This is a genomic window from Streptomyces sp. NPDC098101, from assembly GCF_044760185.1.
Lineage (GTDB): Bacteria > Actinomycetota > Actinomycetes > Streptomycetales > Streptomycetaceae > Streptomyces.
This window is the reverse complement of sequence record NZ_JBIWAS010000006.1, coordinates 369,482-382,931: the sequence shown is the minus strand read 5'-3', so window position 1 is coordinate 382,931 and position 13,450 is coordinate 369,482. Positions and strand designations below refer to the sequence as shown.

The following is a 13,450-nucleotide window of genomic DNA, read 5'->3' as shown; positions in this document are numbered from 1 at the left end:
GGGTGGATCACTTCTCTGCTGAGGGCGCTGCGGTGGCCAGACGGGAGCGGCGCACACCGTACAGGAAGTAGAACACGAGCCCGGCGGCCATCCAGCAACCGAAGACGGCCCAGGTGATCGCGTCCAGGTTGCACATGAGGTACGCACAGGCCAGGAAGCCGAGGATCGGGAAGGTCCAGCCGAGCGACACGCGGAAGGTGCGGTTCATCGTCGGGCGGGTCTTGCGGAGCACGATCACTGCGATGTTGACCAGACCGAAGGCGAACAGGGTGCCGATGCTGGTGGCGTCGACGAGCTTGCCCAGCGGGATGACGGAGGCGAGGGCGCCGCAGAACAGCGACACGATGACGGTGTTGACGCGGGGGGTGCCGGTCTTGGCGTTGACCTTGCCGAAGACCTTGGGAACGAGGCCGTCGCGGGACATCGCGAAGAGCACCCGGGTCTGGCCGTAGAGCACGGTGAGCACGACGCTGGCGATCGAGATGACGGCGCCGGCGGCGAGCAGGGTGCCCCAGAACTTCTGGCCGCTGACGTCGTTCATGATCGCGGCGAGCGTGGCCTCGGAGCCGTCGAAGTCCTTCCAGTTCCAGGCGCCGACGGCGACGGCCGCGACCAGGACGTAGAGGACGGTGACGATGAGCAGCGAGAGCATGATCGCGCGGGGGAGGTCGCGCTTCGGGTTCTTCGCCTCCTCACCGGCGGTGGAGGCGGCGTCGAAGCCGATGTACGAGAAGAAGAGGGTGGCCCCGGCGGCGCTGACGCCGGCCATGCCGAGCGGCATGAAGTCGGCGTAGTTGCCGGACTTGAAGCCCATGAAGCCGATGGCGCAGAAGAGCACGAGCGCGGCGATCTTCACGAACACCATGATCGTGTTGACGACGGCGGACTCGCGGGCGCCGCCGAGCAGGAAGACCATCGCGAGCAGGACGACGATCAGGCCGGGCAGGTTGATGAAGCCGCCCTCGCCGGGGGCCGAGGAGACCGCTTCGGGGAGGGTGACCCCGATGGTGCCGTCGAGCAGCTCGTTGAGGTACTCGCCCCAGCCGACGGCCACGGCGGCGACCGAGACGCCGTACTCCAGGACCAGGCACCAGCCGCAGACCCAGGCGACGAGTTCGCCCATCGTTGCGTACGCGTACGAGTACGAGGAGCCCGCGACCGGTATGGAGCCGGCCAGCTCGGCGTACGAGAGGGCGGAGAAGAGGGCCGCGAGGCCGGCGATGACGAAGGCCAGGGTGACCGCGGGGCCCGCCTCCGGGACGGCGTCGCCGAGGACGACGAAGATGCCCGTGCCCAGCGTGGCACCGATGCTGATCATGGTCAGCTGCCACATCGAGAGGGACCGGCGGAGGCTGCCGCCCTCGCCCTGCCCACCCTCCGCGACCAGGGCTTCCACCGGCTTGCGGCGGGTGAGGGAACGAAGAGCGGAGGGCTTGGGGGCGGTCGTGTCGCCGACCGGTGGGGCTACGCCGTGGTCCAGCACTGCGGAGGCTCCTTATCGCTGCCTGTGGGGGCGGAGCGGGGACCGCGGCGGTGTGCGGACATGCCGGAGCAGCCCACGGGGGGACGGAACCGCCGAGCAGGCGGTCGCCGCCACTCCTGGTACGAGGCACGAGCCTAAGGCTCAGGGTTCGCACTCGTAATGCAGGGTTGTTGCGCAATGCCGGATGATCATTGCGCACTTGCGGCACGAAGGGGGGAAACATTGCGCTCCCCCGCATGAATCCGTACATCGGGGGCATGGTGCGATCCACGCACGCATGGGCTCTACGTGCCGGACGACCCGCTCCGCGAGGCCCGGCGGCCCGACGATCGGAGGCCCCGGTGGACTGGCTCGACCCGGAACCGTTCCTGCGCGGCACGGCCTGGCTGGACGGGAGGCGGCCCGTGCGGGCCGACCCGGACGATCTGGCGCGGCTGCCGTGGGACGTGGCGGCGCGGGCGGAGCTGCCCATCGGGGTGCGCATCGAGTTCACGGCCGCGCCCGGCACGCGCGCGGTGGAGCTGCGCTACCGGGCGGCCGTCCCGGATCCGGACGACCCGCTGCGCGACCTGCGCCACTGCTTCGCCCTCTGGAGCGGGGCGCGGTTCGTCGGGGAGACCTGTGTCGCCCCGGCCGCCGAGACCGTCGTGAAGCTCCCGCTGCCCCCGGGCGGCGGCGTCTTCAGCGTGTACCTGCCGGAGGGCCAGGCGCCCGTGCCGCTCGCCCTGCGGGCCGTCGGCGGCGGCCTCTCCCCCGCCCCGGCCCGGCCCCGCTGGCTCGTCCACGGCGACTCCATCACCGAGGGCTGGTGGTCGACCCGCCCGGCCCGCTCCTGGCCGGCCACGGCGGGCCGCCTGCTCGGCCTCGACCCGGTCAACCTGGGGTACGCGGGCGCGGCGCGCGGCGAACTGCCCCTCGCCGAGCACCTGGCGCGGCTCCCGGGCGAGCTGATCACCCTGGCGTTCGGCACCAACTGCTGGTCCAAGGCGCCCGCGACGGCGGACTGGCTGTACGAGACGGTCCGGGCGTTCGTCGGGCTCGTCCGCAAGGGCCATCCCGAGACCCCGCTGCTCGTCGTCTCGCCCGTCCTGCGCCCGGAGGCCGAGCACACCCGCAACGCCCTCGGGGCGACCCTCACGGAGCTGCGCCGGGCCATGGAGCGGGCGGGCCGGGACCTGGCGGCCGAGGGCGACGGGCACCTCCGCGTCCTCTCCGGCGGCCCGCTGCTCGGCCCGGAGCACCTGGCGGACGGGCTGCACCCGAACGACCGGGGGCACGCCCGGATCGCGGCGGCGGTGGCGGAGGCCCTGGGCGGTTTCCCGGACCTCCCGGACCCGTCCCCGGCTCCGTCAGTCCGCTGACAGCTCCCTGACCAGGAAGACGCAGGCGTCGGCCTCCTCGTGGACGCGCCCGTCCCGGTCGGTGCGGGTCCAGCGGTCGGTGTACGCCGTGACGGGTGCGTAGCCGAGCCGCGCGTACAGGGCCGCCGCGCGCGGGTTGTCGCGGGCGACCCCGAGGCCCAGGGAGGTGCGCCCCCGGGCGCGCGCCAGCTCCTCGGCGGCGCGGATCAGGGCCGTGCCGATGCCCCGGCCCCGGAGGTCGGCCCGTACGTCGAGGCCGTTGAACTCCGGGCAGTCCCCCACCGCGGCCCGCACCTCGGGGGCCGCGCAGCCGTCCCAGCGCACCTGGCCGTGTCCGACGGGCTCCCCGCCCCTCCGGGCGAGCAGATAGGTGCCGGTCCCGGCCTCCTGGCGGGCGAACCGGTCGGCGTGGCGCGTCGGTGCGCCCGGGGCGGGCAGGTGGCGGTCGAGCAGGGGGACGTCCTCGGCCCGGCAGGGCCCGATCTCCGTGCGCTCCATGCCCCGACCGTACGGGACGGCCGTGGGCCCCGGGAGTGTTCTCCCGGGGCCCACGGCCTTCGCGCGTGCGGAGGGGCTAGCTCCAGCTGGCGTGCAGCGGCTTGCCCTCGGCGTAGCCGGCGGCGGACTGGATGCCGACCACGGCCTTCTCCTCGAACTCGGCGAGCGAGCCGGCGCCGGCGTAGGTGCAGGAGGAGCGGACGCCCGCGATGATCGAGTCGATCAGGTCCTCGACGCCCGGACGCTGCGGGTCGAGGAACATGCGGGAGGTGGAGATGCCCTCCTCGAACAGCGCCTTGCGGGCGCGGTCGTAGGAGGACTCGTCGGAGGTCCGGTTCTTGACGGCGCGGGCCGAGGCCATGCCGAAGGACTCCTTGTAGAAGCGCCCCTTGGCGTCCTGGTGGAGGTCGCCCGGCGACTCGTACGTACCGGCGAACCAGGAGCCGATCATCACGTTGGAGGCGCCGGCGGCGAGGGCCATGGCGACGTCGCGCGGGTGCCGGACGCCACCGTCGGCCCAGACGTGCTTGCCGTACTTCTTCGCCTCGGCGGCGCACTCCAGGACGGCCGAGAACTGCGGGCGGCCGACGCCGGTCATCATGCGGGTGGTGCACATGGCGCCGGGGCCGACGCCGACCTTGATGATGTCCGCGCCCGCCTCGATGAGGTCCTTGACGCCCTCGGCGGCGACGATGTTGCCCGCGACGATCGGGACCTGCGGGTCGAGCGCCCGGACGGTCCGGATGGCGGAGATCATCGACTCCTGGTGGCCGTGCGCGGTGTCGATGACGAGCGTGTCGACGCCCGCGTCGAGGAGCTGCTTGGCCTTGCCCGCCACGTCGCCGTTGATGCCGACGGCGGCGGCGACGCGCAGCCGCCCCTTGGCGTCGACGGCCGGGGTGTAGAGGGTCGCGCGCAGGGCGCCCTTGCGGGTCAGGATGCCGGCCAGCCTGCCCTCCGCGTCGACGGCGGGGGCGTAGCGGCGGTTGGCGGCGTCGAGGGTGTTGAAGGCCTCGCGCGGGTCGATGTCCGCGTCCAGGAGGAGCAGGTCCTTGGACATGACCTCGGAGAGCTGGGTGAAGCGGTCCACGCCGGAGAGGTCGGCGTCGGTGACGACGCCCACCGGGCGCCGGTCCCCGTCGACGACGACGCCGGCGTCGTGGGCGCGCTTGGGCAGCAGGGCGAGCGCGTCGGCGACGGTCTGGTGCGGCTCCAGGACGATCGGGGTGTCGAGGACGTGGTGGCGGCTCTTCACCCACGAGATCACGTCGGTGACGACCTCGATCGGGATGTCCTGCGGGATGACGACCAGGCCGCCGCGGCGGGCTACGGTCTCGGCCATCCGGCGGCCCGCGATGGCGGTCATGTTGGCCACGACGAGCGGGACGGTCGTCCCGGTGCCGTCGGGCGAGGAGAGGTCCACGGCCTGGCGGGAGCCGACGGCCGAGCGGCTCGGCACCATGAACACATCGTCGTACGTCAGGTCGTAGGGCGGCTTGACGTCATTGAGGAAACGCACGTGCTGACATCCCAGTCATTCGGATCGGCCCCTAGGCATTTCAGCCAGGGGAAAAAGCACGTAGTTCATTGTCCCACGGGTGTACGCATACCAGACCCGGGCCGATCATCCGAGTCTCGCGGCAGGTGGTTCGGAGGATCCTCCGAAGGACCGGCCCAGGGAGAGGAGGACGGAGAGGCGGGCGGGGCTCTCGTCGGCCGCCGTGGCGAAGACCTCCTGGGCGGTCCGCCACTCGCGCGGCCGGGCCTCGGCGTACCCCCGCCAGCCGGTGACGACGAGGACGACGGGCCGGGGCAGGTCGGTGAGGCAGTCGGCGAGGGCGTCCCAGTTGCGGCCGAACCAGTCGGGCAGCGCGAGGGCCTCGGCGCACCGGTCCATGAGGGCGGCCTTGTCCGCGACTCCGGTCAGGTCGAGGACGACGGGGTCGTCAGGGTTCATCCGCGACCACCTCCCGGAAGGTCTCGTAGTGGTCGGCGGTGTAGTACGCCTCGCCGTTCCGCCCGGTGACGACGCGGCGCGCGCCCCGGTCGCGTGCGCCGGGGGTCTTCACGGTGTACTCGCGGTAGTAGCCGCGCTCCTCGCGGGGCAGCACCTTCTCGAAGTTGGAGAAGACGGTGCCGTCCTTGGCGTACGGGTAGGGCCCGCCGCGCGCGATGAGGGCGAGCGTCGCGCGCGCCTCGGGCGGCAGGTCGGCGGTCCGGACGACGGGCAGGCCGGAGGTCCCGGTGGGCGCGGCGGAGGCGGTCGTACGGGTCGGGGCGGCGGTTCCCGCGCCTCCGCCGGACGGGGAGCACCCGGCCAGGAAGCCGCCCAGGAGGACGGAGAGGACGAGCGCGAGGAGCACGCGCGGGGGCCGGAGCAGCATGTCCCGAACATACCGTCGCGGGACGGCCCGGACCCCGGGGGCACGCGCGGCCCGGACGCACGACGGCGTACGCACCGCCGAAGCCCCCGGGGAACGCGCGGCTCAGCTGCCGTCGGGGTCCGTCCGGTCGAGCGCCGGGTGGGTGCCGGGGGCGGACTCGGTGAGCAGGTAGTCCGCGGCGGCGCGGTCGGTCACCAGGCTGGTGACGAGCCCGGAGCGGAGCACCGCGCCGATCGCCGCCGCCTTGCGCTGGCCGCCGGCGATGGCGACGACCTCGGGGATCCGGCGCAGCCGGTCCGCCTCGACGGTGATGCAGCGCTCGCCCAGGTCGCGGCCGACCCGGCGCCCCTCGGAGTCGAAGAGGTGCGCGGACATCTCGGCGGCGACGCCGAGCGAGGCGTAGTGGGCGCGCTCCTCGTCGGAGAGCATGTCGTGGACGGTGGAGATGCCCGGTTCCCAGGAGCCGATGGAGACGCAGGCGACGGTCACCTTGTCGAAGTACTCGAAGGCCCGCGCGATGCCGGTCTGGCTGCGCAGGGCGGCCGCCGTCGCCGGGTCGGGGAGCAGCATGGGGGCGTAGATCGGGTGGGCCTCGCCGCCGGAGACCTGGGCGGCCCGGCGGACGGCCTCGACGGAGCCGCGCTCGGCGGTCCCCGCGTCGTACACGCCGGTGAGCTGGACGACCGTGCAGGGCGGCAGCCGGTCGAGGGCGGCCGCCATGTGGATGGTGGAGCGGCCCCAGGCCAGGCCGAGGACGTCACCCTCGGCGACCAGCTCGCCGAGCAGGTCGGCGGCGACCTCGCCGAGGTTCTCCGGGTCGGGCGACTCGTCCTCGCCCTCCGCCGGGGACTCGACGACGACGGCGTGGCGGAGCCCGTAGCGGGCGCGGAGCGCGTCGGAGCGCTCGGCGTCCAGCTCGGCCGGCACGCGGATCTCGATCCGTACGAGATCGCGCTCCAGGGCGGTCTCCAGGACCCGGGCCACCTTGAAGCGGCTCACGCCGAACTCCTCGGCGATCTGGATCTTGGACTTGCCCTCCAGGTAGAAGCGGCGGGCCATGGCCGCCGCCTGCACCAGCTCCGCGGGGCCCATCCGCAGGGCTGACCGTCCCGCCGACATACCCGCCACCGCGATCTCCTCACTGCCGTTCACGTACCGCTTGCCCGCGGCACGCCGTTCACGCGCCGAGGTCGTTCACACTCCTGCTCGCCGTTCATCCTGTCAGAAACGACGGGCCTTGATCAGTCCTGTCGGCGGCCCGACGGGCCGCGTTCATCCGCCGGAGGCTCAGTGGCCACACGCCCACGCGGCGGAGGCCGTCGCAGTCTCGGCGCGGGCCCGCAGCGAGGCGACGGCGGCGGCCGGGTCGGCCGCTCCGTAGACCGCCGAGCCCGCGACGAAGACGTCGGCGCCGGCCTCGGCGCACCGCTCGATCGTGGACTCCGCGACCCCGCCGTCGACCTGGAGCCACAGCTCCAGACCGTGCTTGGAGATCAGCTCGCGGGTGCGGCGGATCTTGGGCAGCATGATGTCGAGGAAGGCCTGGCCGCCGAAGCCGGGCTCGACGGTCATGATCAGCAGCATGTCGAGCTCGGGGAGCAGGTCCTCGTACGGCTCGACGGGCGTGGCCGGCTTGAGCGCCATGGAGGCGCGGGCGCCCTTGGCCCGGATCTCCCGCGCGAGCCGCACGGGGGCGGCGGCCGCCTCGACGTGGAAGGTCACCGAACCGGCGCCGGCCTCCACGTACTGCGGGGCCCAGCGGTCGGGGTCCTCGATCATCAGGTGGCAGTCGAGCGGGGTGTCCGTCGCGCGGGCGAGGGACTCCACGATCGGCACGCCCAGCGTCAGGTTGGGCACGAAGTGGTTGTCCATCACGTCGACGTGCAGCCAGTCGGCTCCCTGGACCGCCTCGGCCTCCTCGGCGAGCCGGGCGAAGTCCGCGGACAGGATGCTGGGGTTGATCTGCGCCATGCGCCAAGCCTCCCACGTTCTTGGGCACTTCTTTGCCGCTGGGCGGTTTCGATTCAGGTCCGGACCAGGTTCGGTACGAAAAGACGAGTCCGGGACCTGGACGGACCGGGATATTGCGGTCGGGTGATCGAAGGGTGGAGCGGTCCGGGGTCAGGCGGTCCGGCGCAGCAGCGCCAGGTACATGGCGTCCGTACCGTGCAGATGCGGCCACAGCTGGACGTCCGGCCCCTCGCCGAGGGCGGGGACGCCGGGCAGCAGCGGGCGGGCGTCGATCAGCTCGGCGCCGCCGGTCTTCTTCAGGACGTCGTCGACGACGACCCGGGTCTCGGCCAGGTGCGGCGAGCAGGTCGCGTAGCCGACGACGCCGCCGACGCGGACCGCGCTCAGCGCCTCGGTGAGCAGCGCGCGCTGGAGCGGGGCGAAGCCGTCCAGGTCGTCGGGGCGGCGGCGCCAGCGGGCCTCGGGGCGGCGGCGCAGGGCGCCGAGGCCCGAGCAGGGCACGTCCATCAGGACCCGGTCGAAGGAGCCGGGGCGCCACGGCGGGCGGGTGCCGTCGGCGGCGATCACCTGGTACGGGCCGGGGTTGCCGGCGAGGGCGCGCTCGACCAGGCGGGCGCGGTGCGGCTGCTTCTCGGAGGCGAGGAGCGCGGCGCCCCGCTGGGCGGCGAGGGCGGCGAGGAGCGCGGCCTTGCCGCCGGGGCCCGCGCAGCCGTCGAGCCAGCGGGTGTCGGGGCCCTCGACGGGGGCGTTGGCGAGGGCGATCGCGACGAGCTGGCTGCCCTCGTCCTGGACGCCGGCCCTGCTCTCCCCGACCGCCTCGATGGCGCCGGGCTCGCCGCCCTCCGCCATCCGCAGGGCGTACGGGGACCAGCGGCCCGGCAGGGTCTCGACGGCCGCGGCGAGCTCCTCGGTGGTGGAGCGGCCGGGGCGGGCGACGAGGGTGACCTCGGGGCGCTCGTTGTCCGCCTCCAGGAGGTCCTCGATCCCGGCGCGGCCGCCGCCGAGCGAGTCCCAGAGCGCCGAGACGACCCAGCGGGGGTGCGAGTGGACGACGGCGAGGTGGTCCTCGGGGTCGTCGTCGTACGGCGGGGCGACCTGGGCCACCCAGGCGTCCAGGTCCTGCCGGGAGATCTTCCGCAGCACGGCGTTCACGAACTTGGCCCGTCCGTCGCCGAGCACCACCCGGGCCAGCTCGACGCTGGCGGAGACGGCGGCGTGGGTGGGGATGCGGGTGCCGAGGAGCTGGTGGGCGCCGAGCGCGAGCACGTCGAGCACGGGCGGGTCGACCTCGCGCAGCGGGCGGTCGATGCAGGCGGCGATGATCGCGTCGTACGTGCCCTGGCGGCGCAGCGTCCCGTAGACCAGCTCGGTCGCGAGGGCCGCGTCCCGCCCGTCGAAGTCCCCGCCCTCGCGGGCCTTCTTCAGGAGCGGCGGCAGCACCAGGTTCGCGTAGGCGTCCCGCTCGTCGACCGCCCTCAGCGCCTCGAAGGCGAGGATCCGGACGGGATCCTTCTTGGGCTTCCGGTAGGGCTTGGGGGGACGGCGACGTGCCTGCTCGCTCAAAGGTGCTCCGCGTGACGAAATGACGAGGTCGAACGCTCCCAGCGTAGTCCCTCGCGGGGGCGGACCCGGGGCGGTGCGGCGCCCGCCCGGGCCGTTCCGGACCCGCGGCCCGGTGAGGGCAGCCGCGTGATCCGCCGCGCGGCCGTTCGCCCGGGGCGCCGGGCGGGGCCTAAGGGGAGGCCGGGGTCACGCGCCCAGCCGCTCCCCCGGGGCGATCCGGACCCCGCGCGCCCAGTCGGCGGCCTTCATCGGCTTCTTGCCCTGGGGCTGGACCCAGAGGAGTTCGACGGCGTACGAGCCGGTGCCCGCGTACACGTTGTTCTTGCCGACCGAGAGCTCGCCCGGGGCCAGGTCGGTGCGGTCCGGGAGGGGCGTGACCTGGATCAGCTTGAGGCGCTCGCCCCGGAAGACGGTCCAGGCGCCGGGGGCCGGGGTGCAGCCGCGCACCACCCGGTCCACCCGCAGTGCGGGGGCCGCGAAGTCGACGTGGGCGTCCTCGACCTGGATCTTCGGGGCGAGGGTGACGCCCTCGACGGGCTGCGGGACGGCCTGGAGCGTGCCGTCCTCGATGCCGTCCATGGTCGCGGCGAGCAGCCCGGCGCCCGCGAAGGCGAGCCGGGTGAGCAGGTCGCCGCTGGTGTCGGTCGGGCGGACGTCCTCGGTGACCACGCCGTAGACCGGGCCCGAGTCGAGCCCCTCCTCGATCAGGAACGTGGAGGCGCCCGTCACCTGGTCGCCCGCCATCAGCGCGTGCTGCACGGGCGCCGCCCCGCGCCACGCGGGCAGCAGCGAGAAGTGCAGGTTGACCCAGCCACGGGCCGGAACGTCGAGGGCGACCTTGGGCAGCAGGGCGCCGTACGCGACGACCGGGCAGCAGTCCGGCGCGATCTCCCGCAGCCGGGCGAGGAAGTCCTCGTCGCGGGGCCTGGCCGGCTTGAGGACCTCGATCCCCGCCTCCTCCGCGCGCTGGGCCACCGGGCTGGCGACCAGCCGCCGGCCGCGTCCCGCCGGGGCGTCGGGCCGGGTGACCACGGCGGCCACCTCGTGCCGCCCGGAGGCGATCAGGGCGTCCAGGGCGGGAACGGCGACCTCGGGGGTGCCTGCGAAGACGAGCTTCATGGGGGGCGACTGCCTGTCTCTCCGGGGGCGTTGGGGCAGCGCACCAGTCTAGGCGGTGCCCGGCGGGTCCCGCCCGGCGCGCGGCACCGGGGCGGAAGGGGGCGTACGGAGGGGCGGGCGCTCCGCGCATATGCGTGTACGCCCCCGCAGCGTGACCCAACTCCCGGTGGCGCGTTGGTCAAGAGAGATTGACCTCACCGGGTCGCCGCTCCCCCTCGCGACCCGCTCCCTCATACGCCGGTTCGAGAGGCTTTCACATGGCCGACCACGCAACCCACGACGCCCAAGCCCGGGCGAGTCTGCACCTGCTCGTGCGGGACATCGAGCGGGTCCGGCGGCAGGTGGACGCGCTGCGCACGCTCACGGCCCAGCTGGGCAATGTCTACCGCCCTCGCCGCTCCGGCCCGTCGACGGGCTTCGTCGTCTACGGGCGCGCGCCCGCCCCGACCGTACGCCTCGCCCAGGAGCTGCGGGACAGCGTCGAGACCCTGGTGACCGCCGCGGTCGACTTCGACCGTTCGCTCGGTTTCTCGTGGGACGCGGTGGGTTCCGCGCTCGGGGTCACCAAGCAGGCCGTCCACCGCCGCTACGGCGCCCGCCGGGCGTCCCCCCAGCAGAGCGCCGCCGTGGAGCAGGAGCACGGGGTGGAGCCGGGCGGGATCCGTCCCGTCCCCTCGGTCCCCGCCGCCCGCTCGATGCCGCCGCAGCCCTCGTCGGGCAGCTCGGCCCTCCGCGACGACCCCCGCCCGTCGGCCTTCCCCGCACCCCGGAACGTCTGACGCACGAGACACCACGGCCGCCCGCCCCTCGTGGGACGGGCGGCCGTCTCGCGTCCGTACGGGTATCGGTACGGGGGCCCCGCTGTCAGCCGATGTCCGGCGGGTCCACGCGGACCCGGACCGGGTCCCCGCCGCCGCGCGCCAGGCGGGACGCGCGGGCCTGTTTGAGGGCGGCCGCCAGGGCCGCGCCGCTGCCCGGCGGAACCCGGACCAGGGCCCGGTCCCACTGCTCGCCCGGCGGGGGGTCGCCGGGTCTGCGGGCGCCGCCGGGGCGGACCACCGGCAGCGGCACCGGGCCGAGGACCTCGGCGTCGGGCGGCAGCGCGGCCGCCGTCAGGAAGTCCTCGACGGCCTCCGGCGGGCCGCTCACCGCGGCCATCCGGGAGACCGGCGGGAAGCCCAGCTCGGCGCGCTCGGCCAGCTCGCGCCGGGCGTGCCCGACCGGGTCCCAGCGGACGAGCGCCTGCACCGGCCGCAGCGTCGGCTCGGCCACCACGACGACCGTGCCGCCCTCGGGCTGCCCCCGCACCAGGGAGGCCGCGTCGATCCAGCGCCGCAGCGCCTCCTCGCCCGCGCGCAGGTCGGGCCGGCCGAGCATGGCCCAGCCGTCGAGGAGCAGCGCGGCCGCGTAGCCGCCCTCGGCGACGGGCTCGGCGCCCGGGGTGGAGACGACGAGCGCGGGGCGCCCGGGCACGCTGTCCAGGACGTGGTCGCGGCCCGAGGTGCGGACCGGCACCGCCGGGAAGGCCCGGCCCAGCTCCTCGGCGGTCCGCCGGGCGCCGACCACCTGGGCGCGCAGCCGGGTCGAGCCGCACTCGACGCAGTGCCAGTCGGGGGCGCCGCGCCCGCACCAGCCGCAGCGCAGCTCCCGCTGCTCGGGGGCCTCCAGGGGCCCGGCGCAGTGCCGGCAGCGGGCGGGGGTCCGGCAGCGCTCGCAGGCCAGCCGGGGCACGTACCCCCGGCGGGGCACCTGGACGAGCACCGGACCGGTCTTGAGCCCCTCCCGTACGGCCTGCCAGGCGAGCGAGGGGAGCCGGGCGGCGCGCGCGGCCTCGTCCCGGGCGAGTTCGCCGTCGCCGACGGTACGGATCAGGGGCGCGGCCGCGCGGACCCGTTCGCGTCCGGCGGTCAGCGCCCGGGCCCAGCCGGACTCGACGAGCTGGGCGGCCTCGACGGTGCAGCTCGTGCTGCCCAGGAGGAAGGCGCACCGGTCGTGGGCGGCGCGCAGCAGGAGCACCTCGCGGGCGTGGGGCTGGGGGGCGTGCGGTTCGCTGTGGCTGCCGTCGCCGTCGTCCCAGACGGCGACCAGGCCCAGGTCGCGTACGGGGGCGAACATCGCCGCCCTGGTGCCGACGACGGCCCGCACCGCCCCGCGCCGCACGGCGAGCCAGCGCGCGTACCGCTTCTCGGGGCCCGCCTCGGCGGTGAGCAGCGCGTGCCGCCCCTCCCCCAGGACGGTGGTGAGGGCCGTGTCGACCCGGTCGGCGGCCCGTCCGTCGGGGACGACGACGAGGGCGCCGCGCCCGGAGGCGAGGGTCGCGGCGACGGCGCGGGCGATCTCCTCGGCCCAGTGCGGTCCCGGCAGCGCGTTCCACACGGCCCGGGGCGCCCCGCCGCCCGCCAGGGAGTCCAGGAAGGCGGGCCCCTGCTCGTACCGCGTCCAGCTCCCCGGCGCCGGGGCGTCCGGCGGCGGCAGCGGCTCCGGGGAGGGGCGGCGCTCGGCGGCGGCGCTGCGCGGCGGCACGGCGAGCTGGAGCACGTCGGCGAGGCTGCCCGCGTACCGGTCGGCGACGGCGCGGGCGAGGCCGAGCAGCTCGGGTCCGAGGACCGGTTCGGGGGAGACGACGTCGGCGAGGGCGGCCAGGGGGCCGGAGTAGTCGGAGGTGGCCCGGCGCTCGACGAGGAAGCCGTCGATCAGGCGCCCGCCCTCCCGGCGCCCGTTCTTGACCTGGTGGGCCCCGGCCCCGAACCGGACGCGCACCCGCACCCCGGGCCGGGCGGCCTCGTCCAGCTCCTCGGGGACCGCGTAGTCGAAGAACTGGTCGAGGTGGAGCGCCCCCTTGTTCACGACGACCCGCGCGACGGGCAGCTCCTTGGCGAGCGCGGCCCCCCGCCACGTCCGCGGCTTGGCCCGCGGCACCTTCGCCTTCCGCACGGTCTCCCGAATGAGCGCGAGCTGCTCGGGTTCCTCGGAGGGCTTCTCGTTCTCGCTGCTCACGGCCCCATACCTACCAGACGCCACCGACAGTCGGGACGGCGCGAAGCCCGGCGCCCCTCGCGGGGTGCCGGGCT

12 protein-coding genes are annotated in these 13,450 nt (G+C 75.0%); 2 read left to right on the top strand and 10 right to left on the bottom strand.

The features are described from left to right. Nucleotides 1–7: 7 nt before the first annotated feature. Nucleotides 8–1,483, bottom strand: a complete 1,476-nt coding sequence (locus tag ACIQVI_RS27255; protein WP_403600423.1) for an amino acid permease — start codon at nucleotides 1,481–1,483, stop codon at nucleotides 8–10. A 341-nt stretch (nucleotides 1,484–1,824) separates the two neighbouring features. Between ACIQVI_RS27255 and ACIQVI_RS27250 the strand changes: the two genes are divergently transcribed. Further along, nucleotides 1,825–2,844 carry a GDSL-type esterase/lipase family protein gene (locus ACIQVI_RS27250; protein WP_403600420.1) on the top strand — a complete coding sequence of 340 codons (1,020 nt, stop codon included), beginning with the start codon at nucleotides 1,825–1,827 and terminating at the stop codon, nucleotides 2,842–2,844. On the opposite strand, the gene ACIQVI_RS27245 is transcribed toward ACIQVI_RS27250, so the two are convergent. The 8 genes from ACIQVI_RS27245 to fmt form a co-directional block, all read right to left on the bottom strand. Further along, a complete protein-coding gene (locus tag ACIQVI_RS27245) occupies nucleotides 2,833–3,342 on the bottom strand; it encodes a GNAT family N-acetyltransferase (RefSeq protein WP_403600417.1) in 510 nt (169 codons plus the stop codon). The two genes, ACIQVI_RS27250 and ACIQVI_RS27245, sit on opposite strands and share 12 nt — an antisense overlap. A gap of 76 nt (nucleotides 3,343–3,418) precedes the next feature. Next, the gene (locus tag ACIQVI_RS27240; RefSeq protein ID WP_351969649.1) at nucleotides 3,419–4,861 is read right to left on the bottom strand and encodes a GuaB1 family IMP dehydrogenase-related protein; all 1,443 of its coding nucleotides are present in this window, start codon (nucleotides 4,859–4,861) and stop codon (nucleotides 3,419–3,421) included. A gap of 105 nt (nucleotides 4,862–4,966) precedes the next feature. Further along, entirely contained in the window at nucleotides 4,967–5,299 is a 333-nt protein-coding gene (locus ACIQVI_RS27235) for a barstar family protein (protein ID WP_351969648.1), read from the bottom strand. Next, nucleotides 5,289–5,726 carry a ribonuclease domain-containing protein gene (locus tag ACIQVI_RS27230; protein WP_403600414.1) on the bottom strand — a complete coding sequence of 146 codons (438 nt, stop codon included), beginning with the start codon at nucleotides 5,724–5,726 and terminating at the stop codon, nucleotides 5,289–5,291. Before ACIQVI_RS27230 ends, ACIQVI_RS27235 begins: the two co-directional genes overlap by 11 nt. Before the next feature lie 102 nt (nucleotides 5,727–5,828). Beyond that, nucleotides 5,829–6,878, bottom strand: coding sequence for a sugar-binding transcriptional regulator (locus tag ACIQVI_RS27225; protein WP_403600411.1), 1,050 nt, complete (start codon nucleotides 6,876–6,878; stop codon nucleotides 5,829–5,831). Between the two features lie 135 nt (nucleotides 6,879–7,013). Further along, nucleotides 7,014–7,697 (bottom strand): ribulose-phosphate 3-epimerase, encoded by a 684-nt coding sequence (gene rpe / locus ACIQVI_RS27220; RefSeq protein WP_351969646.1) that lies wholly within the window; start codon nucleotides 7,695–7,697, stop codon nucleotides 7,014–7,016. Between the two features lie 150 nt (nucleotides 7,698–7,847). Further along, nucleotides 7,848–9,260 carry an RsmB/NOP family class I SAM-dependent RNA methyltransferase gene (locus tag ACIQVI_RS27215; RefSeq protein WP_403600408.1) on the bottom strand — a complete coding sequence of 471 codons (1,413 nt, stop codon included), beginning with the start codon at nucleotides 9,258–9,260 and terminating at the stop codon, nucleotides 7,848–7,850. Nucleotides 9,261–9,446: 186 nt separating this feature from the next. Further along, nucleotides 9,447–10,379: a methionyl-tRNA formyltransferase gene (gene fmt / locus ACIQVI_RS27210; RefSeq protein ID WP_121828855.1), complete on the bottom strand. Its 933-nt coding sequence runs from the start codon at nucleotides 10,377–10,379 to the stop codon at nucleotides 9,447–9,449. A 257-nt stretch (nucleotides 10,380–10,636) separates the two neighbouring features. On the opposite strand from fmt, the gene ACIQVI_RS27205 reads away from it, so the two are divergent. Further along, complete coding sequence (locus ACIQVI_RS27205; protein WP_351969644.1) at nucleotides 10,637–11,158, top strand: hypothetical protein; 522 nt, start codon at nucleotides 10,637–10,639, stop codon at nucleotides 11,156–11,158. A gap of 85 nt (nucleotides 11,159–11,243) precedes the next feature. Here ACIQVI_RS27205 and ACIQVI_RS27200 read toward each other — a convergent pair whose 3' ends face one another. Then, complete coding sequence (locus ACIQVI_RS27200) at nucleotides 11,244–13,376, bottom strand: primosomal protein N' (protein ID WP_403600403.1); 2,133 nt, start codon at nucleotides 13,374–13,376, stop codon at nucleotides 11,244–11,246. Nucleotides 13,377–13,450: the final 74 nt, after the last annotated feature.